This is a genomic window from Pseudomonas helleri (assembly GCF_045830615.1).
Classification (GTDB): domain Bacteria; phylum Pseudomonadota; class Gammaproteobacteria; order Pseudomonadales; family Pseudomonadaceae; genus Aquipseudomonas; species Aquipseudomonas helleri.
Genome location: NZ_CP174501.1, coordinates 4977925 through 5001791 on the forward strand (window position 1 = coordinate 4977925; position 23867 = coordinate 5001791).

22 protein-coding genes are annotated in these 23867 nt (G+C 59.6%); 10 read left to right on the forward strand and 12 right to left on the reverse strand.

Annotation, left to right across the window (positions count from 1 at the left end):
* Positions 1-15 precede the first annotated feature (15 nt).
* The 4 genes from ureE to ACJJU9_RS22420 all read left to right on the forward strand — a co-directional run bounded on the left by ureE (position 16) and on the right by ACJJU9_RS22420 (position 3079).
* The gene (gene ureE, locus ACJJU9_RS22405; RefSeq protein WP_048366561.1) at positions 16-516 is read left to right on the forward strand and encodes an urease accessory protein UreE; all 501 of its coding nucleotides are present in this window, start codon (positions 16-18) and stop codon (positions 514-516) included.
* A complete protein-coding gene (locus ACJJU9_RS22410) occupies positions 513-1187 on the forward strand; it encodes an urease accessory protein UreF (RefSeq protein WP_407729562.1) in 675 nt (224 codons plus the stop codon). The genes ureE and ACJJU9_RS22410 overlap by 4 nt, the downstream gene beginning before the upstream one ends.
* A 9-nt stretch (positions 1188-1196) precedes the next feature.
* A complete protein-coding gene (gene ureG, locus ACJJU9_RS22415; protein WP_153328463.1) occupies positions 1197-1808 on the forward strand; it encodes an urease accessory protein UreG in 612 nt (203 codons plus the stop codon).
* Positions 1809-1942: 134 nt separating this feature from the next.
* Positions 1943-3079, forward strand: coding sequence for an AGE family epimerase/isomerase (locus ACJJU9_RS22420; RefSeq protein WP_407729563.1), 1137 nt, complete (start codon positions 1943-1945; stop codon positions 3077-3079).
* A gap of 86 nt (positions 3080-3165) precedes the next feature.
* Here ACJJU9_RS22420 and ACJJU9_RS22425 read toward each other — a convergent pair whose 3' ends face one another.
* The 9 genes from ACJJU9_RS22425 to ACJJU9_RS22465 form a co-directional block, all read right to left on the reverse strand.
* A complete protein-coding gene (locus tag ACJJU9_RS22425; protein WP_048366565.1) occupies positions 3166-4071 on the reverse strand; it encodes a cation diffusion facilitator family transporter in 906 nt (301 codons plus the stop codon).
* 68 nt (positions 4072-4139) lie between these two features.
* On the reverse strand, positions 4140-4907 hold the full coding sequence (locus ACJJU9_RS22430) for an SDR family oxidoreductase (RefSeq protein WP_153331846.1): 768 nt from the start codon (positions 4905-4907) through the stop codon (positions 4140-4142).
* Positions 4908-5649: 742 nt separating this feature from the next.
* Positions 5650-6366, reverse strand: coding sequence for an ABC transporter ATP-binding protein (locus tag ACJJU9_RS22435; RefSeq protein WP_048366567.1), 717 nt, complete (start codon positions 6364-6366; stop codon positions 5650-5652).
* Entirely contained in the window at positions 6363-7238 is an 876-nt protein-coding gene (locus tag ACJJU9_RS22440; protein ID WP_048385402.1) for an ATP-binding cassette domain-containing protein, read from the reverse strand. Before ACJJU9_RS22440 ends, ACJJU9_RS22435 begins: the two co-directional genes overlap by 4 nt.
* An 11-nt stretch (positions 7239-7249) precedes the next feature.
* Positions 7250-8533, reverse strand: coding sequence for a high-affinity branched-chain amino acid ABC transporter permease LivM (gene livM, locus ACJJU9_RS22445; protein ID WP_048366568.1), 1284 nt, complete (start codon positions 8531-8533; stop codon positions 7250-7252).
* A gap of 2 nt (positions 8534-8535) precedes the next feature.
* Positions 8536-9450 carry an ABC transporter permease subunit gene (locus ACJJU9_RS22450; protein WP_048366569.1) on the reverse strand — a complete coding sequence of 305 codons (915 nt, stop codon included), beginning with the start codon at positions 9448-9450 and terminating at the stop codon, positions 8536-8538.
* A 218-nt stretch (positions 9451-9668) separates the two neighbouring features.
* Entirely contained in the window at positions 9669-10805 is a 1137-nt protein-coding gene (locus ACJJU9_RS22455; protein WP_048366570.1) for a branched-chain amino acid ABC transporter substrate-binding protein, read from the reverse strand.
* Between the two features lie 362 nt (positions 10806-11167).
* Positions 11168-12451 (reverse strand): NAD(P)/FAD-dependent oxidoreductase, encoded by a 1284-nt coding sequence (locus ACJJU9_RS22460; RefSeq protein WP_407729564.1) that lies wholly within the window; start codon positions 12449-12451, stop codon positions 11168-11170.
* 149 nt (positions 12452-12600) lie between these two features.
* The gene (locus tag ACJJU9_RS22465; RefSeq protein ID WP_407729565.1) at positions 12601-14091 is read right to left on the reverse strand and encodes an aldehyde dehydrogenase family protein; all 1491 of its coding nucleotides are present in this window, start codon (positions 14089-14091) and stop codon (positions 12601-12603) included.
* Between the two features lie 152 nt (positions 14092-14243).
* On the opposite strand from ACJJU9_RS22465, the gene ACJJU9_RS22470 reads away from it, so the two are divergent.
* From ACJJU9_RS22470 to ACJJU9_RS22485, 4 genes are all read left to right on the forward strand, one after another.
* Positions 14244-15140 (forward strand): LysR family transcriptional regulator, encoded by an 897-nt coding sequence (locus tag ACJJU9_RS22470; protein ID WP_123751172.1) that lies wholly within the window; start codon positions 14244-14246, stop codon positions 15138-15140.
* A 177-nt stretch (positions 15141-15317) separates the two neighbouring features.
* Complete coding sequence (gene pncB, locus ACJJU9_RS22475; RefSeq protein ID WP_153331859.1) at positions 15318-16532, forward strand: nicotinate phosphoribosyltransferase; 1215 nt, start codon at positions 15318-15320, stop codon at positions 16530-16532.
* A gap of 3 nt (positions 16533-16535) precedes the next feature.
* Positions 16536-17363: an ammonia-dependent NAD(+) synthetase gene (nadE, locus tag ACJJU9_RS22480; RefSeq protein ID WP_048385297.1), complete on the forward strand. Its 828-nt coding sequence runs from the start codon at positions 16536-16538 to the stop codon at positions 17361-17363.
* Between the two features lie 140 nt (positions 17364-17503).
* The gene (locus ACJJU9_RS22485) at positions 17504-17941 is read left to right on the forward strand and encodes a DUF4440 domain-containing protein (protein ID WP_048366576.1); all 438 of its coding nucleotides are present in this window, start codon (positions 17504-17506) and stop codon (positions 17939-17941) included.
* A gap of 12 nt (positions 17942-17953) precedes the next feature.
* Here ACJJU9_RS22485 and ACJJU9_RS22490 read toward each other — a convergent pair whose 3' ends face one another.
* Positions 17954-19153 (reverse strand): N-acetylmuramoyl-L-alanine amidase, encoded by a 1200-nt coding sequence (locus tag ACJJU9_RS22490; RefSeq protein ID WP_407729566.1) that lies wholly within the window; start codon positions 19151-19153, stop codon positions 17954-17956.
* A gap of 223 nt (positions 19154-19376) precedes the next feature.
* Between ACJJU9_RS22490 and ACJJU9_RS22495 the strand changes: the two genes are divergently transcribed.
* Complete coding sequence (locus tag ACJJU9_RS22495) at positions 19377-20399, forward strand: DUF1338 domain-containing protein (RefSeq protein ID WP_407729567.1); 1023 nt, start codon at positions 19377-19379, stop codon at positions 20397-20399.
* 61 nt (positions 20400-20460) lie between these two features.
* Here the strand turns inward: ACJJU9_RS22495 and azu are convergent, their stop codons facing one another.
* On the reverse strand, positions 20461-20907 hold the full coding sequence (gene azu, locus ACJJU9_RS22500; protein ID WP_048366579.1) for an azurin: 447 nt from the start codon (positions 20905-20907) through the stop codon (positions 20461-20463).
* A gap of 308 nt (positions 20908-21215) precedes the next feature.
* Here azu and ACJJU9_RS22505 point away from each other — a divergent pair, with 308 nt between their 5' ends.
* The gene (locus tag ACJJU9_RS22505) at positions 21216-21410 is read left to right on the forward strand and encodes a hypothetical protein (protein WP_407729568.1); all 195 of its coding nucleotides are present in this window, start codon (positions 21216-21218) and stop codon (positions 21408-21410) included.
* Between the two features lie 139 nt (positions 21411-21549).
* Here ACJJU9_RS22505 and ACJJU9_RS22510 read toward each other — a convergent pair whose 3' ends face one another.
* On the reverse strand, positions 21550-23856 hold the full coding sequence (locus tag ACJJU9_RS22510) for a YgiQ family radical SAM protein (RefSeq protein ID WP_123751166.1): 2307 nt from the start codon (positions 23854-23856) through the stop codon (positions 21550-21552).
* Between the last annotated feature and the right edge of the window lie 11 nt (positions 23857-23867).

The window sequence follows — 23867 nt, forward strand, 5'->3', positions numbered from 1 at the left end:
GCAGGAAGCCTTCCAATGTTGGTGATTCATCGCAAAGTCGAAACCCACCCCGTGTGGAGCGCCGAGCTTCATTTGAATTTTGAAGCCCGCAGCAAAAGTCGCCTGCGCTGCTTTAGCCATGAAGGCGAAGACGTTGGCCTGTTCCTTGAGCGCGGCCAGCCGCCGCTGCGTGACGGTGACTTTCTGCAAGCGCAGGACGGGCGCATCGTGCGCGTGTGCGCCAGCCCCGAAAAACTGCTGCACGTCACCTGCCCCAACGCCTTTGAACTGACCCGCGCCGCCTATCACCTGGGCAACCGCCACGTGGCGTTGCAAGTCGGTGATGGCTGGCTGCGCCTGCTCGACGATTACGTCCTCAAGGCCATGCTCGATCAACTGGGCGCGACCACCGAATCCATTGAAGCGCCGTTCCAGCCAGAACATGGCGCCTACGGCGGCGGGCATCACCATTCACGGGCGGGCGAAGAAGACTTCAACTACGCGCCGCGCCTGCATCAGTTTGGTGTGCGTTTGTGAATCCGGCATGGGCGCTGTTGCGCCTGGCCAGCCCGCAGTTGCCGATTGGCGGCTACAGCTATTCCCAAGGGCTGGAAATGGCCGTGGACGAGGGCCGCGTCAACGACCCGATCACGGCGGCACGGTGGATCCGCGACCAGTTGCTGCTCAACCTTGCGCGCTTTGAAGCGCCGCTGTTGCTGGCCCACTGTCAGGCCGCTGCCGACCAGGACTGGAACGCCTTGCAGCGTTTTTGCGACGAACACCGCGCCAGCCGTGAAACCCGCGAGCTGCACCAGGAAAGCCGGCAAATGGGCTACTCGTTGCAGCAATTGCTCAACGGCCTGCCCGAGCTGGACGACCCTGCCCGGCTGTTTCTCGCACAACAACACGAGCCGCATCTGGCCCTCGGCTGGGCATTGGCCGCGCGCGCCTGGGGTATCAGCCCACAAGACGCCCTCGCCGCCTGGCTGTGGAGCTGGCTGGAAAACCAATTGGCGGTGCTGATGAAAACCTTGCCGCTGGGCCAACAAGCGGCTCAGCGCATGACCAGCGAGCTGTCGCCGACATTGCAGCAAGCACAACAGCACGCCAGCTCTCTCGATTTATCCCACTTGGGCAGCGCCGCTTTCGGCCTGTCTTTGGCAAGCATGGCCCACGAGCGCCAGTACAGCCGCCTGTTTCGTTCCTAGGAGAATGTAATGAACACACACCCTTTGCGTGTCGGCATCGGTGGCCCGGTGGGCTCCGGCAAAACGGCGCTAACCCTGGCCCTGTGCCTGGCGCTGCGCGACAAATACAACCTGGCAGTGGTCACCAACGACATTTACACCCGCGAAGACGCCGATTTTCTGGTGCGCAACGAGGCGTTGGCGCCTGAGCGCATCATTGGTGTCGAAACCGGCGGTTGCCCGCACACGGCCATCCGCGAAGACGCCTCGATCAACCTCGAAGCGGTGGACCAGTTGAACCGGCGTTTTCCGGGGCTGGATCTGATTCTGGTGGAATCGGGTGGGGATAACTTGTCGGCCACCTTCAGCCCGGAGCTGTCGGACCTGACCATCTACGTGATCGACGTGTCGGCCGGGGACAAGTTACCGCGCAAGGGCGGGCCGGGGATCTGCAAGTCTGACTTGCTGGTGATCAACAAAATCGACCTCGCGCCGTTGGTGGGTGCGTCGCTGGAACTGATGAACAGCGACACCACGCGCATGCGCAACGGCAAGCCGTTTGTGTTCAGCAACCAGAAGACCGGGCACGGCCTGGACACCATCGTGGCGTTTATCGAGAAACAGGGCCTGCTGGTGTCTTAAACCCTGTGTAGGAGCGAGCTTGCCTCGCGATCTTTTGATCGTAGAAAAGATCGCGAGGCAAGCTCGCTCCTACAGAGTTCAGGCTCACGGTGTATCATGTCGCGCAAACGCCCCAGCCGTGACGACGTCCGCCGATGCCTGATGTAGCCAACTCCGCCTTTTCGCCAGAACTGACCGCAACCTTTGCGGCCGTGCAAGCACATTTCCGTCAGGTCATCGTGCCGCTGTGGCAAGGCCCCGGCTGGAACGCCGAACTGGCACTGCCTTACGAGGCCCTCAGCCCCGCCCATCAACCGCTGCCGCCCCAGCGCTATCGCGCCATGGCCTGTGCACGCCAGTTGTATGTGTTTGCCAGCCTGATCGACGACCCGGCGTTCCCGGCCGCCGCCGAGCGCGCGGCGGCGCTGTTCCGTTCGTTGCAGAGCCACTTTCACGATGCCGAACACGGCGGCTGGTTCTACAGCATCGACCCCCACGGCGCACCACTGGATCAACGCAAAGACCTGTATACCCACGCCTTCATCATCTTCGCCTGCGCCCATTACTGGGCCAAAGTGCGCGAGCCGCTGGTGGAGTCGGTGCTCAATGCCGCCTTGCGAGTGGTACTGGAGCAATTCAGCACGGGCAACGGTTTGTACGAAGCCAGCCTTGATCAGGACTGGTCGTCACTGGGCAGCGGGCCGTTGCAGAACCCGTTGATGCACCTGGCCGAAGCCTTTTTGGCGACGCTGTCGGTGCGTGAAGACCCTACGGTACAGAGCGCCCTGCTGGCACTGACCGACGCCATGCAACAGCACTTTATCGAGCCTGTGCATAACGTGATGCTGGAGAAGCCACGCGGTGCTGTGGATAACTGGTTTGAGCCAGGGCATCAGTTTGAATGGCTGTTCTTGCTGGCCTCGTCGCCGCTGCTGCGCGGCACCGCCCTGCATGGCTCGCTGGACCGTGCGTTTGGCTTTGCCGAGCAGGTCGGCGTAGACCCGCAGACCGGCGCGGTGTGCGGCATGCTGGCACCGGACGGAACCCTGCGTGATGGCACCCAGCGTATCTGGGCTCAGGCCGAGTACTTGCGCGCCCTGACCTTGCGCCCAGAGGGCGCCGAGCGTGTGCAGCGCCAATTGCTGGCATTGCAGCAGCGCTTTTTATACACAGGCGGCTGGTACGAGTGCCGCGACGGCCAAGGCAACGTCAGCCGCGAAGACATGCCGTCGACCACGCCGTATCACCTGGCCACCTGCTACAGCGGGTTGGCGCAGTATTTCGAACGCTAAAAACCTCTGTAGGAGCGAGCTTGTCTCGCGATCTTTTGATTGCTTAAAAGATCGCGAGAGAAGCTCGCGCCTATAGAAGATTCAGGTTACGCAATCCACTTGCGATCCCCGGTAAAGCTGATGGTCAGCCAGCGTGCACTGTCAGCCGTGCCCAGCATCCCCGAGATTTCTTCACGCAGCGCATCCAGGGTCTGCACACCGGCCAGTGGATAACCCGCCGGCAACACAATGTGGATCTCGATAAAACGCGCCCGCCCGTGCTTTTGCACATAGGTTTTGTAGCCTTCAAAACCATGCCGCGCCGAGACGGCTTCAAGCACATCACGTACTTTGTCATCCAGCGCGTCCGGGGCGATGCCCAGTACGTCGCGCAAGGCAGGCCGGAGGATTTTGAACGCCGGTGCAAGCATGCTGAGCGCCAGCAAGATCAAGATCGCCGGGTCTACGTACGCCGCCCACTGTGCATAACCTTGCTGCTTGAGCACCAAAGCGGTGACGAAACTTATCAACAGCCCCGCCGACAACATGGCGTCGACCAGCCAACTGATGTTGTCGAACTGGATCAAGGTTGATTTGAGGGTGCGGTTTTTGTGGCGGATCCAGAAGTAGTAGCCGAATTCGACGACAGTAAATACCGCCGCGTAGACGATCACCAGCCCCAGCTCGATATCGCGCCCGCCATTGATGATGCCGAACACGCCGTTGAGAAAGGCGTAGATCGCGATCAACAGCAAAAAGCTGCCTTCGATCAGCAACACCATGGGTTCAAGGTGCCAGAAGCCGAACTGGAAACGCTGGTTACTTTCTTTGGCGATCAGCTGTGCGGTTATCAGCATCAGCACTTTGATGAAGGTCGCAATCAGCGAGAAAAAGCCATCGAACAAGATGGATTGCGACCCCGAAACGAAGCCGGTCACGATGCCAGCAATGGCCACCGCGAACATTAGTACGGTTGATTGTTTGAGCAGTTGCTGCTCACCACGGTTACTCACACAAACTCCTTTCAGCCCGTTGAATGCGACCTCTTTGGGAGGTCGCGGGTAGGCTGGCAGGCGCCAGTTTACTCCTTGGCGCGGCGCTCGATGGCAAAACCGCTCCACGACTGGGTGACCGGCATCAGTTCCAGACGGTTGATATTGATGTGCGCCGGGGTGTTGAGAACCCAGAAAATCGTCTCGGCAATGTCTTGCGGCTGGATCGGTTCGGCCCCTTGGTAGGTGGCGTCGTAACGCGCCTGGTCACCGGCAAAACGCACCAGCGAGAACTCGCTTTCACACAGACCTGGCTCAACGTTGCTGACGCGAACGCCGGTGCCCTGCAAATCGCAGCGCAGGTTCAGCGAGAACTGTTTCACGAACGCTTTGGTGCCGCCGTAAACGTGGCTGCCCGGGTACGGGTAGCTGCCCGCCACGGAACCCAGGTTGACGATACCGGCACCCCGGCCGTAGGCGATCAGGCGCGGCAGCAGCAGGCGGGTGGTGTAGATCAGGCCCTTGATGTTGGTGTCGACCATGGTTTCCCAATCGTCGAGGTCGCACTTGGGCGCCGGGTCTGTGCCCAGGGCCAGACCGGCGTTGTTGATAAGTCCGCGCAGCTTGCTGAACGAAGGCGGCAGGTTGGCAATGGCGTGCTCCATGGCGGCACGATCACGCACGTCCACCACCAGGCCATGCACTTCGGTGTGCTGGGACAGTTCTTCGCACAACGCGTTTAGACGCTCTTCGCGGCGGCCAGTCAGGACCAGCTTCCAGCCGGCCTGGGCAAATTTGCGCGCACACGCCTCACCAAATCCGGAGGTAGCGCCGGTAATAAACAACGTGGAAGTCATCGTGTTCTCCTTGGCTGGCGGGCTTGGGCCGCCGTTGAAATAAGATCCACAGCAGAATGCCCGGCTCAAGAGTCAGCAGCAAGACCGAGAATTTGTACAAAAAACAACCAAACCTTTGCAGGCCACGGTCTGTATGGGCTGGAGCTGTTTACACTCATCTTATCCACAGGCCCGCCCACAGTCTTTGGGGGCAACTCGAATGGCGCAAAAGCCTTTGTGCACAAGGCCTGTAGCGCAGCTTGAAGTGTTTTTAACTTGACCTGCACACACCCGGCATGCAAACGCCCCAAAAGAGTGCAGAACCGTTACAGCACAACGATAGCCACAAGCCAGTCATTACGCCGTCTGCCGCGTTCTTTCCAGAGTTTAATCACAGACTTATCCACAGGTTGGTGACAGCATTTTAAAACACCGCATATGCCAATAAACCTGTTGACAAATCACGCAGCACATCCAGCAAAAACCGCTGATCAAAAAACAACCACAGCGCTGAAAGCCTTGTATAACGTGGGCTTCAGCCAACTACTCCCACGTTACCCACAGCCGCCTCCACAGCAAACGGGGACAAGTCAAAATGATGACAAAACAGGGATTTATCGCGTCTATATGTCGCGCTTTAGTAGGGTTGCAATATTGTTTTCCACAATTTGCAGCAACCCTGTAGGAGCGAGCTTGTCTCGCGATCTTTTAAAAGATCAAAAGATCGCGAGACAAGCTCGCTCCTACAGTGAGGTAGGGTTGCTTAATGCCCGCCCAAGTAGGCGTTGCGCACTTCTTCGTTGCTCAGCAGGTCTTTGCCGGTGCCGGTCAGGCGAATTTCGCCGTTGACCATCACGTAGGCGCGGTCGGATAAACGCAGGGCGTGGTTGGCGTTTTGCTCCACCAGAAAGATGGTCATGCCGGTCTTGGCCAGTTCACGCAGGGTGGCAAAGATCTGTTTCACCACAATCGGCGCCAGCCCCAGGCTCGGTTCATCCAGCAACAGCAACTTGGGCCGGCTCATCAACGCCCGGGCGATGGCGAGCATTTGCTGCTCGCCGCCCGACATGGTCATGGCCCGCTGGGTGCGCCGCTCCTTGAGCCGCGGGAACAGCTCGAACATTCGCTGCATGTCTTCGCTGGCGTGCTTGTCACCAATGGGGATGGTGCCCATCAGCAGGTTTTCTTCCACGGTCATGTCCGGAAACACGCGACGCCCTTCCGGCGATTGAGCAATGCCGTTGGAGGCGATGTAGTGCGAGGACTTCTGGGTGATGTCCACGCCCCGGTACAGAATCTGCCCGCCGCTGGCGCGGGGTTGACCAAAGATCGACATCAGCAGCGTCGACTTGCCCGCGCCGTTGGAGCCGATCAGGCTTACGGTTTCGCCCTCTTCAATGTGCAGCGAGACTTTTTTCAGGGCCTGAATCGGCCCGTAATGCACATCCAGTTCCTTGAGTTCGAGGATCGTGCTCGTCATATCAGCTCCTCTTCGTCAGCACCCAGATAGGCTGCAATCACTTTGGGGTCGTTGCGGATCGCTTCCGGCCCGCCCTCGGCGATCACGTTGCCGTGATCGAGCACCACGATGTGATCGGAAATGCTCATGACCATGCCCATGTCGTGCTCAATCAGGACCACCGTCAGGTCGTGTTCATCGCGCAGCAGGCGAATCATCGCGCTCAAGGCTTCGGTTTCCTGGGGATTGAGCCCGGCAGCAGGCTCGTCGAGGCAAATGATTTGCGGCCGCGTGCACATGGCCCGGGCGATTTCCAGGCGCCGCTGCTGGCCGTACGACAGTTCACCGGCCAGCCGGTTGGCGCAGTCGACCAGATCAACCACTTCCAGCCAGTAAAACGCATGGTCGAGGGCATCGCTTTCAGATTTACGATAACCCTTGGTGTTGAGGATGCCCGCCAGCAGGTTGCGGTTGACCCACATGTGCTGCGCCACCAGCAGGTTTTCCAGCACGGACATTTCCTTGAACAGGCGAATGTTCTGGAAGGTACGGGCCAGCCCTGCGCGGTTAACCAAATGGGTGCCGCCGAACATTTTGTAGAACAGGCGGCTGGCAAAGGTCTTGGGTGAAACAAAGTCGCTGAGCTTGAACGGCTCGCCCAACAGCTTGATCACGTTGGTGTGGGCGCCACGGGCGGTGATTTCGATCTTGCCGCCGGTGGCTTTGTAAAACCCGGTCAGGCAGTTGAATACCGTGGTTTTGCCCGCGCCGTTCGGGCCGATCAAGGCAAAGATCGAGTTACGTTTGACCTTGAGGCTGACGTCACTCAAGGCTTTGATACCACCAAAGTGCATCATCAGTTTGTCGACCGAGAGCACCACGTCTTTGTCCATCAAAGGCTTGCTCATGGCGCCACTCCTTTACGCGGTGTTACCCCGACACGGCTGATACGGATCAGGCCACGCGGGCGCCAGATCATCATCAGCACCATCAACACGCCGAACAGCAACACGCGGTATTCGGCAAAGCTGCGTAGCAGTTCCGGGGCCACGGTCAGGACGAACGCGGCAATCACCACGCCCACCGTCGAGCCCATACCGCCGAGCACCACAATCGCGAGGATCAGCGCCGACTCGAAAAAGGTGAATGAGGACGGGTTGACGAAGCCTTGGTAACTGGCGAAAAACACCCCGGCCAAGCCTGCGGTCGATGCCCCCAGGGTGAACGCAGAGAGCTTGACCAGCACGTGGTTCAGGCCCATGGCGCGGCAGGCGATTTCGTCTTCGCGCAGTGCTTCCCACGCCCGGCCAATCGGCATGCGGGTCAGGCGGTGCTTGATGTAGAGCACCAGCAGCACCACCAAAAACAGCACGATGTAGATAAACAGGAATTTGACGTTGGGGTTGTAGTCCAGCCCGAAGAACTGGTGAAACGGTATCCCGCCCTCTTTGGCCACCCGACCAAATTCCAGGCCCATAAAGGTCGGCGATGGCACCGGCATGCCGTTGGGCCCGCCGGTAAACGACAGCCAGTTGTTGAGCACCAGGCGAATGATTTCACCAAAGCCCAGGGTCACGATGGCCAGGTAGTCGCCGTGCATGCGCAGCACCGGAAACCCGAGAATGCACCCCGCCAGCGCCGCCGCAATCGCCGCCAGCGGCAGCACCGACCAAAAACCCAGCCCCAGGTACTGATAACCCAGCGCCAGGCCGTAGGCACCAATGGCGTAGAACGCCACGTAACCGAGGTCGAGCAACCCCGCCAGGCCCACCACGATGTTCAGCCCAAGGCCGAGCAACACGTAGATCAGCCCCAGAATTACCACAGTCAAAATGTATTTATTGGCGAAGAACGGGAACACGATGGCAATCACGATGAGCAGCGGGATGATCCAGCGCAGCCGCGATTTGTAGTCTGGCGGCAACACGTGAACGCCTGAACCAGTGGATTCAAACCCGTGAAGAATCTTCAGGCCACGGGAGGTTTGCAGGAACAGGCTCAGGGCAAAGCGCCCGACCATCACAATTGCCACCAGCCAGCCAACGCGCGCCGGTTGCAGGTTAAAGCTGTAGCCGTCGAGCACGACCCCCACGATCGGCCCAAACACAATCAGTGAGATCAACCCCGCGAGGATCGAATCGACGACGCTCTTTTTGATATCAATCGGTTTATTAATGGCTGCAGACATACTTACACCTTCGCCACGAGAGGACGACCCAGCAGGCCTTGGGGACGGAAAATCAGAATCACCACCAGCAGTGAGAAGCTGAACACGTCCTTGTAGTCCGAGTTAATCAACCCGGCAAAAAGTGACTCGGATACCCCCAGGATGATCCCCCCGAGCATGGCGCCGGGCAGTGATCCGATCCCGCCGAGTACCGCAGCGGTAAACGCTTTGATGCCAATGATGAAGCCGGCATAAAAGTCGAACGTGCCGTAGTTCATGGTGATCAGTACACCGGCCAGCGCGGCCATGGCGGCGCCGATGACGAACACGTAGGAAATGACCCGGTCGGTGTTGATCCCCAGAATCGAGGCCATTTTGCGGTCTTGTTGCGTGGCCCGGCACATGCGGCCCAGCTTGGTGTACTTGATGATGTAGGTCAGCAAACCCATGCCGACAAACGCGGCGATCAGGATGAAGACTTTGGTGTAGGTGAGTTGCACAAAGCCGGTGCCGATATCGACGCGCCAGGCGCCGCTCAGCAGTGTCGGTACGCCCTGTTGGCGCGAGCCTTGGGCGATTTGCACATAGTTTTGCAGGATCAGCGAAATGCCGATGGCGCTGATCAGCGGCGCCAGCCGGGTCGAGTTGCGCAGCGGTTTGTAGGCCACGCGTTCGATCACCCAGCCATACACGCCGGTGACCACCACGGTGAAGATCAGGGTGCCCAACATCAGTAATGGGAAGGATTCGATACCGAAGTACGCCAGCAGAGCCAGACTGATTGCCGCGAGGTAAGCGGAAATCATGTACACCTCGCCGTGGGCGAAGTTGATCATGCCGATGATGCCGTAGACCATTGTGTAGCCGATGGCGATCAGGCCGTAGACAGACCCGAGGGTCAGGCCGTTCAGCAGTTGCTGCAGGAAAATACCGTCCATAACGCAATCTCACGCAGTTGAGCGATTGCGCACGCGCTGCCGCGCCGTCAAACAACACCCCGGCAGGCTCGCTGTACGCCGCTCCTGGAAAAGAAGACAGGTGATGCCATTGCCTGCTGTTTCGAGCCTGTAGGGGCTGGCATTGGCTGCGATCATTCAAAAGATCGCAGCCAGCGCCAGTGTCTACGGAGTCAAAGGGTCAGCTGGCGTGATTCATCTCACTTCTGCTGTTCCAGCTGGTGGTACTTGCCGTCTTTGTCCCACTGGTAAACCACGTAGTCAGAGACTTTGAGGTCGCCTTTGGCATCCCACTCTTTCTTGCCCATGACGGTGGCAACAGGGTTGGCCTTAAGCCACTTGGCGGCGTCTTCACCTTTGTTGGACTTGGCGCCATTGAAGGCATCCGCCAGGGCCTGGAGGGAAGCGTAGGCGTACAGGGTGTAGCCTTCTGGCTCTTTGCCGGCTTTACGGAACTCTTCGACCACGGCCTTGCTGTCCGGCAGCAGGCGCGGGTCAGCGCCGAAGGTCATGTACACGCCGTCAACGTACTGTTTGCCGCCTGCGGTGGACACCAGTTCGTCGGTGACCACGCCATCGTCAGACATGAACTTCACGTCCTTGAGGCCCGCCTCACGCAGTTGACGCACCAGCGGGCCAGCTTCCGGGTGCAGACCGCCGAAATACACGACGTCGGCGCCGGACGCGCGGATTTTGGTGACCAGGGCGCTGAAGTCTTTCTCGCCACGGGTCAGGCCTTCTTCGAGCACCGGCTTGACGCCGCGCTTGGTCAACTGCGCGCTGGTGGCGTCAGCCAGGCCTTTGCCGTAGGTGTCCTTGTCGTTGATGACCGCGACTTTCTTGCCCTTGAGCACATCGACAATGTAGTCCCCGGCCACAATGCCTTGCTGGTCATCACGCCCGCACATGCGGAACACCGCGTCCAGGCCACGCTCAGTCACCTGCGGGTTGGTAGAACCCGGCGTGATCATGATCACGCCCGCGTCGGCGTACACCTCAGACGCCGGAATGGTGTTGGAGGAGCAGAAATGGCCGATCACCCCGGCGACCTTGTCCTGATCGACCAAGCGGTTGGCCACCGCCACGGCCTGTTTAGGCTCGCAAGCATCGTCACCGGCCACCAGGACGATTTTCTCGCCGTTGATCCCGCCCTTGGCGTTTATAACCTCAGCCGCCGCCTTCGCCCCGGTCATGTATTGCTCGCCAAATGCCGCGTTGGCGCCGGTCATCGGCCCCGCTACACCGATTTTCACATCGGCCTGAACAAACGAAGAAACGCCCAACGCGGCCGCTACCGCGAGAGCCAGAAAACCTTTCTTGTAGAACGTCTGCGACATGAGGTGGTGCTCCTGAGTTTTTTTAGTTGGCACTGCGACTTCACATAAAGCGCTGAGCAAGGCGCGTGCCATTGGTTTTTTATTCTGGGAAAAGCCGTTGTTTTATTGTTATGTCGACTGTTTCGGGCCCTTTTTCATTGGGCGTGCAACCGTCTAAACCGAGGAAGGTAAAACCGTTTATGTGTTTAAAGCGCCACCAGGATCAACACACGTTGCAACCGGGTTGCGCCAGCCTTGGCATTCTCCTTGTAACCCATCGCGTCACCGATCTGCACACTCGCGGTGCATCACTGCTACATGGCGCACCACCTGAGGCTAGTCGCTGTTCGCGCAAACGTCGTGCTGGCGATTAAATATCACGCTTAGATAACAATTCTCAGGCATTGGCCAGCGTGATAAAGCGAAAATCCCGCCTCATACAAACAGCTGCGCAAGCCCGCATGTGGCACTGATTGCATGGCCGAAAAAGGAATCGGCAGCGCGTTGGCATCGCCGTGACACAGGTAGTCTGCGAACGCTTTACCCACCACGGTGCCGGTGGTCACGCCGCGACCGTTATAGCCTGTGACCGCCACTAAACCGGGTGCGGGCTCGAATAAACGCATCAAGTGATCAGGGGTGAAGGCGATGCAGCCGGTCCAGGTGCACTCCCACTCCACGCCTTTCAACGACGGGAAGTAGTGCTGTTGCACGCGGTCAGCCCAGGCCTTCAAAAACCAGGCGGGCTTTTGATTGCCGTTGCCCAGGCTGCCGAGCAATAAACGGCCTTCGGCGTCTCGGCGAATGCTACTGAGCACCTGGCGCGTGTCCCACGAGCCTTGGCCGCCGGGCAAGATGCTTTTGGCACTGTCATCGGTCAGGGGTTTAGAAGCCACCTGGTAGTAATAACCGGGAAAAAAGTTACGCCGCAGATCAGTCCATTCGCCTTCGGTGTAGGCGTTGGAGGCCAGCACCACCTGTTCAGCGCTGACCGCCCCGCGTGCCGTTTGCACCGACCAGCGCGCACCCTGGCGCTCCAGCCCGGTAACGGGCGAATGATCAAACAGGCGCCCGCCCAGATCACTGGCGGCTTTCGCCAGCCCCGAGGTGTACGCCATGGGGTTGAGCGTACCGGCGCGTCGGTCGAGCAAGGCGGCGGCAATTTTTTGGGTGCCGGTGGCGGCTGCACAGGCAGAGCCGGTGAGCAGCTCGACCGGCGCGCCACGGCGTTTCCATTGTTGCTCGCGGCTGCGCAAGTCGGCTTCGCCGCGGGCGTTGTGGGCCATGTGCAACGTGCCTTCGCGGCGTAACTGGCAGTCGATGCGGTATTTGTCGACAAGGCTGAACACCAGCGACGGTGCGGCGCCGAGCATGCGATTGAGCTGGCTGCCGACGGCCTCACCGAAACCGGCCTCGATGTCGTCCGGCGGGATCCACATCCCCGCGTTGACCAGCCCGACGTTGCGCCCGGACCCGCCGTGCCCGGTGCGGTGGGCCTCGAGCACGCACACGCTTTTACCTTGTTCGAGCAAATGGATGGCGGCGGACAAACCGGTGATCCCGGCGCCAATGACGCACACATCGACATTCAATTCGCCCTTAAACGCGGGCGCTTGCGGACGTTGAGGCGTCAGGGTTTCCCATAAGCATTGTTCTTGTAGTGGCATGGGGGGCTCCAGCAATGAAACCTAACCAGGACCAAAACCCTCACCCTAGCCCTCTCCCGGAGGGAGAGGGGACTGACCGCACGCGGTTTGATAAACACCGACAATTAGCCCCCTCTCCCTCCGGGAGAGGGTTGGGGTGAGGGCAAGCTTCAATCGAACGTAATACCCTGCGCCAACGGCAGTTCCAGCGAGTAGTTCACGGTGTTGGTCTGGCGGCGCATGTAGCCGCGCCAGGCGTCGGAGCCGGATTCTCGGCCGCCGCCGGTTTCTTTTTCGCCACCAAAGGCTCCGCCGATCTCTGCACCGCTCGGGCCAATGTTGACGTTGGCGATGCCGCAGTCGCTGCCGGTGGCCGACATAAATTGCTCGGCCTCGCGCACGTCGGTGGTGAACACGCACGATGACAAGCCTTGCGGCACGGCGTTGTTCAGGCGCAGGGCCTCGGCAAAGTCGCTGTAGCCGATCACGTACAGGATCGGTGCAAAGGTTTCGCTGCACACCACTTCGCTTTGTTCCGGCATCTCAACAATGGCCGGGGCCACGTAGTACGCATCCGGGTATTGGCTGGCCAGTTGGCGCTCGCCGCCAAACACCCGCCCGCCTTCGCTCAGGGCTTGTTCCAGGGCGTTTTGCATGTTTTCAAAGCTGTGTTGGTCGATCAGCGGGCCGACCAGGTTGCCCTCCAGCGGGTGGCCGATACGCACTTTGGAATACGCCGCTTTGAGCCGGGTGACGATGTCTGCTTTGACCGATTCGTGTGCGATCAACCGGCGCAGGCTGGTGCAACGCTGCCCGGCGGTGCCGACGGCGCTAAACAGGATGGCGCGCACGGCCATGTCCAGATCGGCGCTGGGGCCGAGGATCATCGCGTTGTTGCCGCCCAGCTCGAGAATGCTGCGGGCAAAACGCGCGGCGATTTTAGGCGCCACTTCGCGGCCCATGCGGGTGCTGCCGGTGGCGCTGATCAGCGCGACACGCGGGTCATCGACCAAGGCCTCACCGGCGTCGCGACCACCGATGACCACTTGGCTCAGGTACTGGGGCGCATCGCTGAAGTTGCTGAGCACGCGATCGAATAGCGCCTGGCAGGCCAGCGCAGTCAGCGGGGTTTTCTCGGACGGCTTCCAGATCACCGCGTTGCCGCACACCAGCGCCAGCGTGGTGTTCCACGCCCACACGGCTACCGGGAAGTTAAAGGCACTGATCACCCCGACCACGCCCAGCGGGTGCCAGGTTTCGCGCATGTGGTGGCCCGGACGTTCCGAGGCGATGGTCAGGCCGTAGAGCTGACGCGACAGGCCGACGGCGAAGTCGCAGATGTCGATCATCTCCTGCACTTCGCCCAGGCCTTCCTGGGTGATCTTGCCCGCTTCCCACGACACCAGTTCGCCCAGGTCCGTCTTGTATTCACGCAACAAGTCACCGAACTGGCGCACCAGCTCACCCCGGCGCGGCGCCGGGACCTTGCGCCAGGCCTCGAACGCATATTCAGCGCGGGTCACGTGCTGTTCAACCTCGGCCGCCCCTTCCCACTGCACGGTGCCAATCTGGCTGCCATCAATCGGCGTGTACACCGGCTGTTTGCCGCGTTGATACAGCGCCGGGTTCACGCCAAGACGATCCAGTAATGCAGCAACCATGGGGCACTCCTTAGATTCAATAATCAGGTTCTTAGGCCTTTAGTTGTAGCTGGCTCATCCGGCGGTAACAAACGACCTTTAAGCGAGATATCATTCCGAAAATTCATGCTGCACGGGTAAAGTCGGCGAACAACCAGCACTGGGGGGTCTTTATGCTGAACAAGCGTTATCTGCCATCGATCACGGCGTTGCAGTGTTTTGAGGCGGTGACCCGGCACCTGAGCTTTACCCGCGCCGCCGAAGAGCTGAACCTGACCCAAAGTGCGGTCAGCAAGCAGGTCGCACAGCTGGAAGAGCTGCTTCAGCACTTGTTGTTCCGGCGGGTGCGGCGCCGCCTGCAACTGACGCCCGCTGGCGACTTGTACCTGGTAGAAGTCCGAAAAATCCTGACCCAAGTCGAGATGTCGACCCACACCCTGCGCTCGTATGGTGGCGAAACCGAGGTGCTGCGCGTGTCGACGCCGTCGACCTTTGGCGCCCGCTGGCTGATGCCGCGTCTCAAGGGCTGGCGGCTGCGCCACCCGCATATTCATCTGGACGTGTGCAACGAACAGCCTGCCGATGACTTGCTGCAAGGGCGCAGTGATCTGGCGTTCTATTTTGGCCAGGGATCGCGGCCCGGTACCGAGTCCGTGAGGTTGTTCGGTGAAGAACTGGTAGCCGTGTGCGCGCCGTCGAGCTTGCCCGAGCGCCCCTTCGACGACCCTACGCAACTCACCGACCTGGTGCTGCTGCAAAACGCCTCACGCCCGCAGGCTTGGCACGAATGGTTTGAAAGCCAGGGTTATCACACCGATCACAGCTATCACGGGCCACGTTTCGACACGTTTTATATGTGCATTCGCGCGGCGCAGGTGGGCTGCGGCGTGGCCCTGCTGCCGAGGTTTCTGGTGGAAGAAGAACTGAGCGAAGGCAAGCTGGTCATTGCCTGGCAGCACCCGATGCCGAGCCGCGATGCGTATTACCTAGCCTACCCCGAACATTCGGCGGGCGTGCCGAAGGTCAAGGCGTTTGTGAACTGGATGATGGAACATCTGGATGACCTGTAGGAGCGAGCTTGCCTCGCGATCTTTTAAACGATCAAAAGATCGCGAGACAAGCTCGCTCCTACAGATGAGAGAAAAAACCGCTGGCAATACGGTCTGCGAATATGCGCCACTATCGCCATTCATTGAAAAAGCTGAACGCCGTGGCTATCAGGCACGGGCAGCATGGAGATTGCCGCTATGAGCGAGAGTGTGTTTGCCGACCGCATCGTGCAGAACTTGCTCGACACCGATTTCTACAAATTGACCATGATGCAGGCGGTGCTGCACAACTACCCCAACGTTGAAGTCGAATGGGAGTTCCGCTGCCGTAACAGCGAGGACCTGCGCCCGTACTTGAGCGAGATTCGCCACCAGATCGAACGCCTCGCCGAACTGAGCATGACCCCGGACCAGCTCGGCTTTCTGGAACGCATCACGTTTATGAAGCCCGACTTCATCCGTTTTCTGGGCCTGTTCCGCTTCAACCTGCGCTACGTGCACACCGGCATTGAAAACGGCGAGCTGTTTATCCGCCTGCGCGGCCCGTGGCTGCATGTGATTCTGTTTGAAGTGCCGCTGCTGGCGATTGTCAGTGAAGTGCGCAACCGCTCACGCTATGCCGGCACGCTGCTGCGAGAGGCTCGCGAGCAGTTGTATCGCAAGTTTGACTGGCTGCAAGCCAACGCCAATGCCGACGAACTGGCTGAGTTGCAAGTCGCCGATTTCGGCACGCGTCGCCGGTTTTCTTACCGGGTGCAGGAAGAAGTCGTCACGGTGCTCAAGCATGACTTCCCCGGGCGCTTTGTCGGCACCAGCAACGTCAACCTGTCCCGCGAGCTGGACATGAAGCCGCTGGGCACCATGGCCCACGAATGGATCATGGCGCACCAACAACTGGGCCCGCGCCTGATCGACAGCCAAAGCGCCGCGCTCGATTGCTGGGTGCGTGAGTACCGGGGCCTGCTGGGCATCGCACTGACCGACTGCATCACCACTGACGCCTTTTTGGCCGACTTTGATTTGTACTTCGCCAAACTGTTCGACGGTTTGCGCCACGACTCGGGTGACCCGGTGGTGTGGGCCGAAAAATGCATCGCGCATTACCATCAGTTGGGCATCGACCCGATGAGCAAGACCCTGGTGTTTTCCGACAGCCTGACGTTACCCCGCGCACTGGAGATTTTCCGGGCGTTGCGTGGCCGTATCAACGTCAGCTTCGGTATCGGGACTAACCTGACCTGCGACATTCCGGGTGTTGAGCCGATGAGCATCGTGCTTAAAATGACTGCCTGTAATGGCTCACCCGTCGCCAAGATTTCGGATGAGCCGGGCAAGACCCATTGCTCTGATCCAAACTTCGCCGCCTACTTGCGCCACGTTTTCAATGTTCCTGAACAATCCTCCAAGGAGTGAATCATGCAGGCCGTACAGCGTCAGATTGCTGAAGATCTCAATGTCCAACCGCCGTTTAAAGACACTGCCGCGCTTGAGTCCGAGATTGCACGGCGCATCACCTTTATTCAGTGCTGCCTGCACAACGCCAGGCTCAAGACCCTGGTGCTGGGCATCAGCGGCGGCGTCGACTCGTTGACCGCAGGCCTGCTGGCTCAGAAGGCCGTGCAGCAGTTGCGCGAGCAGACCGGCGACAAGGCATACCGCTTTATTGCCGTGCGCCTGCCCTACGGCGTGCAGCAAGACGAAGCCGACGCCACCGCGGCGGTCGACTTTATCAAGCCCGATGAGCGCCAGACCGTGAACATCGGCCCGGCGGTCAAAGCCCTGGCCGCTGAGGTCAGCGCGTTTGAAGGCAAGAAGCCAGAAACCGTGGACTTTGTGCTGGGCAACACCAAGGCGCGGATGCGCATGGTGGCGCAATACACCATCGCCGGTGCCACCGGCGGGCTGGTGATCGGCACCGACCACGCCGCCGAAGCCGTGATGGGCTTTTTCACCAAGTTTGGCGATGGCTCGTGCGACCTGGCCCCGCTCAGCGGGCTGGTGAAGAATCAGGTACGGGCCATTGCCCGGCATTTGGGTGCACCGGAGTTTTTGGTCGAGAAAGTCCCTACCGCTGACCTGGAAGACCTCGCGCCGGGCAAACCCGACGAGGTCTCCCATGGCGTGACCTATGCCGAGATTGACGCGTTCCTGCACGGCGAGCCGGTGCGCGAAGAGGCGTTCAACATCATCTGCAGCACCTATGAGAAGACCCACCACAAGCGCGAGATGCCGTTCGCGCCGTGAGGCCTGTCTGCGCAGGCGGCGATGCATTCATCGCCACCTGCGCGTCTCAGAAACAACTTGTAACTTGCACGTTATAAAGTAACAGCAATGCTGTAGCATGGGGGCGTTTCCGCACTTTAGAACCCCATAGGTCAGCCTTGATGAGCCAAGCCCCTTCCTCACCGCCAGCCAACGAACCGTTTGCCGATACCGAACTGGCATGCCTCGTAGGTGCCAAAGCCGCCCTCTTTCGCTGGGCTGCAACCATAGCCACCCGTGACGTCGAACAAATCCTCGCGCTGTATGCCCCCGACGCCATCCTGGTGCCAACTTTGTCCAATCAGGTGCGTGATTGCGACGACAGCCGCCGTAACTATTTCGAGAACTTTTTGGCCAATGAGGGGCTGGTGTGTGACATCCAGGTGTTCAAAAAGCGCGTCAGCCGCAAACTCGGCACCGTGGTCGTGGGCGGCCTCTACACCTTTGCCTACCGGGCAAACAACGAACAGCGCCTGGTACCGGCGCGGTTTCTGTTCACCTTCGAGCGCATCAATGACGTGTGGCTGATTACGGGCCATCACTCCTCTATCGAAGCGTGACCCGTTACGGGCTCAGGCTGACTCGTTTCTGACCTTGGCCGCGATCAGGCTGTCAGCGGGCGGGCGCTGACGGAAGTACTGGTCTACCCCGGCAAAGATCGCCTCGGCGATTTTGCGTTGGTGGCGGGTGTCATGCAGCCGCTGGCAATCGTTGGCGTTGGAAATGAACCCGGTCTCTACCAGAATCGACGGCACCGCCGCCGACTTGAGCACGGCAAACCCGGCCTGCTCAACCCTGGATTGATGCAGCCGCGCAACGCCGCCCAGTTGCGACAGCACCTGATGCCCCAGGTCCAGGCTGGTGGAGATGGTCGCGTTCATCGACATGTCCAGCAGCACGCCCGCCACCATCGGGTCGTCCTTGTGCAGCTTGACGTTTAAGCCGCCGCCTACCGAATCGGCGTCGTTTTCACGATCCGCCATCCAGCGCGCCATCGAAGACGTCGCCCCGTTTTGCGAGAGCGCAAAGACCGACGCGCCCGACGCCGTCAACCTCGGCGCCGCATCGGCATGCACAGAGATAAACAGATCGGCATCGAGCTTTTGCGCCACTTCGGCGCGTTTGCGCAGCGGAATGAAGATGTCATCGGTACGCACTAGCTTGGCCTTGTAGCCTTTTTGCGCGTCGATACGCTTGGCCAGCAGCTTGGCGATTTGCAGCGCAACGATCTTCTCTTTCTCACCCTTGGAACCCACCGCGCCGGGGTCTTTGCCACCGTGGCCAGCATCAATGACCACCAGCAGGTCCCGGTTGCGCTTGGCTACCGGGCGCTCGGGGGCGCTGGGCGTGACGACTGACGAGGCAACCGCTTTCGCCGGCTGGCCCGTCAGTTGTAGCTCCAGGCGGTGGCCATTGGCCGACAAGGGCCGAAGCGCAGCGCGCACACCGGCATCTGCCAGGTCCAGCACGATGCGCAGATCACCCGCCGGGGTTTTGCCGCTGCGGATGGCGGTGACGGGCGTGCCGTTCAGCACCAGCCCTTCCAAGGGTGCTGCCAACACCGCGCGTTTGAGATCAATCACCACGCGGGGCGGCGACTCAAGGGTAAAGCTGTGGGCGATAACCGGCCCGCTGAGGTCAAACAGCAGCGTGGTCGAACCTTGCACCCGACTGACACTCACACGCCGCACTGCTTGTGAGGCATACGCTATAAGTGGCGTCGGCAATGCCAACCCGGCCAAGAGAAATTTCACCACGCTACGTCTGTCCATACACCTTCCACGCACTCGAATACTCCGGTCGCGTCATCTTACTCGTTACGTTATAACGGCTAGATGAAGATTTTGACGGGCAGGTTTTATCATCAAAAGGCCGCGTTGACCTGTCTGCGTCACAGCCAGAAAAAACGGAATGAACCCCGCATTTTTTTTCGCTTGTCCGCACGGGGCTTAGCGGCTTTGATAGACCTCTATTTGGTCGTCAGAGCCCTGCCCCATGTCTTCTTTCGATGGTTTGTTCTCTTTGGTTGAATCGGCACTCGATCAGCCAACCGCTCACTGGTTGCGCGAGCATGTCGAGGTGCCCCCTGCCTTGCAGCGCTTTAACTGGAGCGAACAGTCGCTGCACCGCGTATGGCTCGCGCAAGCGCTGAACCTGTGTTTGTTCCACACCTTGGTCAACGCCGTGCCAGATGGCCGACGGTATGTCGAAGAACAAGCCCGGCAAGGGCGCAAGGTGGTGTTTGATCACGGCGCCATTCGCACGGTGGACTGGCCCATTAACGGTCAGTTGCCACGCGGCCGTCAGGCGTTTGCACGTTTGCTGGAGCCGCTGGGCTTTACCGATGTGCGCACCTACCCGCTGACCAAACTGAACATGACCGGCTGGGGCTATCGCCAAATGGACCTGCCTGAAGACATTGCCCAGTTTTTTGTCTCGGAGCTGCACCCCGGACGCTTCAGCGAGGCCTTTCAGCACGCCGTCAGCCGTGTGGTCGGCTCAAGCCTCGACCCGCTGCAGCCTGAACACCTGAGCCTGCTCAACCGCCTGAGCCTGACCCGCCATTGCAGCCTGAGCGAGGCCCGCACGCTGTTGCCCGCCTTGCACCGCGCCTTTGGCCGCCAACACGGCGTGGTCCACGCAGCGGACTACCAGTGCTTGCTCAACGAAAGCGCAGAAATGGCCTGGATCGCCACCGAGGGCAACAGCTTCAACCACTTGACCGACCGCGTGCAGGACCTGAACGCCTGCGTCGCCCAGCAGCTCGAGTTGCAGCGGCCAATGAAAGACAGCATTGAGGTGTCAGCTTCGGGGCGGGTCATGCAGACGGCCTACCGCGCCTGCACCGTCACCCGCGAGCTGATCGACGCCCAAGGCCAGTGCCGCGAGCATCAAGTGCCGGGCTCGTTTGTCGAGTTTATTCAGCGCAAGGTCGACCCGGACAACGGCCGCATCGACCTGAACTTCGACAGCAGCAACGCCCAGGGCATTTTCAAGATGACCGACTCAAAAGCCTGAGCCTGAATGCAAACAGCCCCGACGGCGCAACGCACGTCAGGGCTGTTTGAGGGACCTGCGCTTATTTCAGCGTGACGGTGCCTTTCATCATCGAGATATGGCCCGGGAACGAGCAGAAGAACCCGTACTTCTCGTCCGCTTTGAGCTTGGAGACATCAAAGGTCACGGAGTCGGTTTCGCCAGCGCCAATCACCTTGGTGTGCGCGATGATGCGCGTATCGCCATCCTTCAGATAGTCTTTGTCGATACCCGCGCTCAGGCCATCAGTGGAGATAGGCTGCATATCGGCTTCTTTACTCAGTACCCAGTTATGGCCCATGACTGCTTTTGGCAAGCTACCGGAGTGTGTCAGCTCTACGGTGAAGGTTTTGCAGGACTTGTCGATCTCGATAGCTTTGGTGTTGAACGACATTTGGTCGGTCGAATCAACGGTGACCTTGCACTCAGCTGCTAACAATTGGCCGCTGGCCAAGGTCAAAAGAGATACCGCAACAACTTTTGCAAACATGGTTTTTCTCCAAGGTAGGGTACAAAAAATCCATTATTTGTATACAGAATGCACGAAAACGGGCGTTGTTCCAATGACCCACGTCACGTCCTGACGTTTTTTGTCATGACCTTCTATCAGGCAAACGAACGTAAGACCAGCATCCTTAAGCCATTTTGGGCTTTTTCGGGGTTTAATCGGCATCTGGGTGTAGAGTCGTGTTTTGCGCGCAAACAGCCTGATGGCAAAAACCCAGCTAACGGCAAGGCACTAATACAGGGCAGAATACGCGCCGCTAAACCTCACCTTCGACCCCAAGAGGATCGCTCATGGCCAAACCCAACTATAACTTCGCCAAACGTCAACGAGACTTGGCTAAAGAGCAGAAGAAAGAGGAAAAGCTCGCGCGCAAAAAAGCCGCAGCAGAAGGCACTCCTGTAGAGAACGATGAAGACGTTGATGCAGAACACGACGTCGCGCAAGAAGACGCAGACGCCACACAAACCCCAGCCCCCCACGCATAACCCCACACCCCAGAATGCACTACGCCAGCCCGAAGGCTGGCGTTGGTGTAGGCCGTGCACTTATCTGTAGGAGCGAGCTTGCCTCGCGATCTTTTAAAGATCAAAAGATCGCGAGACAAGCTCGCTCCTACACAGGCTTTTAGCGCGGGACTACGGGCTTGCGCACAGGCTTCTTGCCTTTACCGCCCTTGGCGGCTTCCTGACGCTCTTTGGCCGCTTGTTTATTACGGGCAAACGCCGCAGCCTTGGCCTCTTCACGCTTGTCCCACGGGTTGCCACCATCGCTGGCACGCGGCGGCAAGCCGGTGTGTTGCGTCAAGATCTTGGTGGTCTTGCCACCGGCAACCTTGTGACTGCCAGCCGGCGTCGAGTTTTTACGGCGCGCGCTCTGGTAGCTGTCGGTCGCTGGCTGATGCAGCGGGATCAGTTGATCCTTGCCCGAGCCGATCAAGTCAGCACGGCCCATGCGGGTCAGCGCTTCACGCAGCATCGGCCAGCCTTTAGGGTCGTGATAACGCAAGAACGCCTTGTGCAGACGACGCTGCTCCTCGCTCTTGACGATGGTCACGCCGTCACTCTTGTAAGTGACCTTGCGCAGCGGGTTCTTGCCCGAGTGGTACATCGCCGTGGCCGTGGCCATGGGCGACGGATAGAACGCCTGCACTTGGTCCGCCCGGAAACCGTTGCCCTTGAGCCACAGCGCCAGGTTCATCATGTCTTCGTCGGTGGTGCCAGGGTGCGCCGCAATGAAGTACGGGATCAGGTACTGCTCTTTGCCTGCTTCCTTGGTGTACTTCTCGAACATGCGCTTGAAGCGGTCATAGGTGCCAATGCCCGGCTTCATCATCTGGTTGAGCGGACCTTCCTCGGTGTGTTCCGGGGCGATCTTCAGGTAACCGCCCACGTGGTGGGTCACCAGCTCTTTAACGTATTCCGGCGACTCGACCGCAAGGTCATAACGCAGGCCGGAAGCAATCAGGATCTTCTTCACACCCGGCAGGGCACGGGCGCTGCGATACAGCTGGATCAGCGACGAGTGGTCGGTGTTCAGGTTCGGGCAGATGCCCGGGAACACGCATGACGGCTTGCGGCACGCGGATTCGATTTCCGGGCTCTTGCAGGCGATGCGGTACATGTTCGCGGTCGGGCCGCCGAGGTCGGAAATGACGCCGGTGAAACCCGGCACCTTGTCGCGGATCTCTTCGATTTCGCGAATGATCGACTCTTCGGAACGGTTCTGAATGATCCGGCCTTCGTGCTCGGTAATCGAGCAGAAGGTGCAGCCACCAAAGCAGCCACGCATGATGTTCACCGAGAAACGGATCATATCGTAGGCCGGGATTTTTTCCTTGCCGTAGGCCGGGTGCGGAATACGTGCGTAAGGCATGCCGAACACGTAGTCCATCTCTTCGGTGGTCATCGGAATCGGAGGCGGGTTGAACCACACGTCCACTTCGCCATGCTTCTGCACCAGCGCACGGGCGTTGCCCGGGTTGGTTTCGAGGTGAAGCACGCGGTTGGCGTGAGCGTACAGCACCGCGTCAGCACGGACCTTTTCAACAGACGGCAAGCGAATCACCGTCTTGTCACGGGTCATGCGCGGGCTGGCCAGGATCTGCACGACCTTGGCTTCGTTCGGGTCTTCAACCGGGCCTTTTTCTTGCTCGATGGCGCAGGCCTGAGTGTCCTGGGTGTTCACGTACGGGTTGATGATCTTGTCGATCTTGCCCGGACGGTCGATACGCGTGGAGTCCACTTCGTACCAGTCTTTAGGCGTGTCACGGCGAATGAATGCAGTACCGCGCACATCGGTGATGTCTTCGATCTTGTGGCCATAGGACAGGCGCTGGGCGACTTCGACAATGGCCCGCTCGGCGTTGCCGTACAGCAGGATGTCGGCGCAGGCGTCGATCAGGATCGAGTTGCGTACGCGGTCTTGCCAGTAGTCGTAATGGGCAATGCGGCGCAGGGAGGCCTCGATGCCACCGAGCACAATCGGGACATTTTTGTAGGCTTCTTTACAGCGCTGGCTGTACACCAGGCTCGCGCGGTCCGGACGTTTGCCAGCCATGCCTCCGGGGGTGTAGGCGTCATCGGAGCGGACTTTTTTGTCAGCGGTGTAGCGGTTGATCATCGAGTCCATGTTGCCGGCCGCGACGCCGAAGAACAGGTTCGGCTCGCCCAGCTTCATGAAATCGTCTTTGGACTGCCAGTTCGGCTGGGCAATGATGCCCACACGAAAACCCTGGGACTCCAGCAAGCGGCCGATGATGGCCATGCCAAACGACGGGTGATCGACATACGCATCACCGGTCACGATGATGATGTCGCATGAATCCCAGCCAAGCTGATCCATCTCCTCCCTGCTCATGGGCAGGAATGGCGCTGGCCCGAAACATTCGGCCCAGTACTTCGGATAGTCAAAAATTGGCTTCGCTGCTTGCATGTCGATGACCG

Coding starts and splice junctions, on each gene's coding strand:
- ureE (WP_048366561.1), top strand. CDS start 16: ATGTTGGTGATTCATCGCAAAGTCGAAACCCACCCCGTGTGGAGCGCC.
- ureG (WP_153328463.1), top strand. CDS start 1,197: ATGAACACACACCCTTTGCGTGTCGGCATCGGTGGCCCGGTGGGCTCC.
- ACJJU9_RS22420 (WP_407729563.1), top strand. CDS start 1,943: ATGCCTGATGTAGCCAACTCCGCCTTTTCGCCAGAACTGACCGCAACC.
- ACJJU9_RS22430 (WP_153331846.1), bottom strand. CDS start 4,907: ATGACTTCCACGTTGTTTATTACCGGCGCTACCTCCGGATTTGGTGAG.
- ACJJU9_RS22435 (WP_048366567.1), bottom strand. CDS start 6,366: ATGACGAGCACGATCCTCGAACTCAAGGAACTGGATGTGCATTACGGG.
- ACJJU9_RS22440 (WP_048385402.1), bottom strand. CDS start 7,238: ATGGACAAAGACGTGGTGCTCTCGGTCGACAAACTGATGATGCACTTT.
- livM (WP_048366568.1), bottom strand. CDS start 8,533: ATGTCTGCAGCCATTAATAAACCGATTGATATCAAAAAGAGCGTCGTC.
- ACJJU9_RS22450 (WP_048366569.1), bottom strand. CDS start 9,450: ATGGACGGTATTTTCCTGCAGCAACTGCTGAACGGCCTGACCCTCGGG.
- ACJJU9_RS22455 (WP_048366570.1), bottom strand. CDS start 10,805: ATGTCGCAGACGTTCTACAAGAAAGGTTTTCTGGCTCTCGCGGTAGCG.
- ACJJU9_RS22460 (WP_407729564.1), bottom strand. CDS start 12,451: ATGCCACTACAAGAACAATGCTTATGGGAAACCCTGACGCCTCAACGT.
- ACJJU9_RS22465 (WP_407729565.1), bottom strand. CDS start 14,091: ATGGTTGCTGCATTACTGGATCGTCTTGGCGTGAACCCGGCGCTGTAT.
- ACJJU9_RS22470 (WP_123751172.1), top strand. CDS start 14,244: ATGCTGAACAAGCGTTATCTGCCATCGATCACGGCGTTGCAGTGTTTT.
- pncB (WP_153331859.1), top strand. CDS start 15,318: ATGAGCGAGAGTGTGTTTGCCGACCGCATCGTGCAGAACTTGCTCGAC.
- nadE (WP_048385297.1), top strand. CDS start 16,536: ATGCAGGCCGTACAGCGTCAGATTGCTGAAGATCTCAATGTCCAACCG.
- ACJJU9_RS22485 (WP_048366576.1), top strand. CDS start 17,504: ATGAGCCAAGCCCCTTCCTCACCGCCAGCCAACGAACCGTTTGCCGAT.
- ACJJU9_RS22490 (WP_407729566.1), bottom strand. CDS start 19,153: ATGGACAGACGTAGCGTGGTGAAATTTCTCTTGGCCGGGTTGGCATTG.
- ACJJU9_RS22495 (WP_407729567.1), top strand. CDS start 19,377: ATGTCTTCTTTCGATGGTTTGTTCTCTTTGGTTGAATCGGCACTCGAT.
- azu (WP_048366579.1), bottom strand. CDS start 20,907: ATGTTTGCAAAAGTTGTTGCGGTATCTCTTTTGACCTTGGCCAGCGGC.
- ACJJU9_RS22505 (WP_407729568.1), top strand. CDS start 21,216: ATGGCCAAACCCAACTATAACTTCGCCAAACGTCAACGAGACTTGGCT.
- ACJJU9_RS22510 (WP_123751166.1), bottom strand. CDS start 23,856: ATGCAAGCAGCGAAGCCAATTTTTGACTATCCGAAGTACTGGGCCGAA.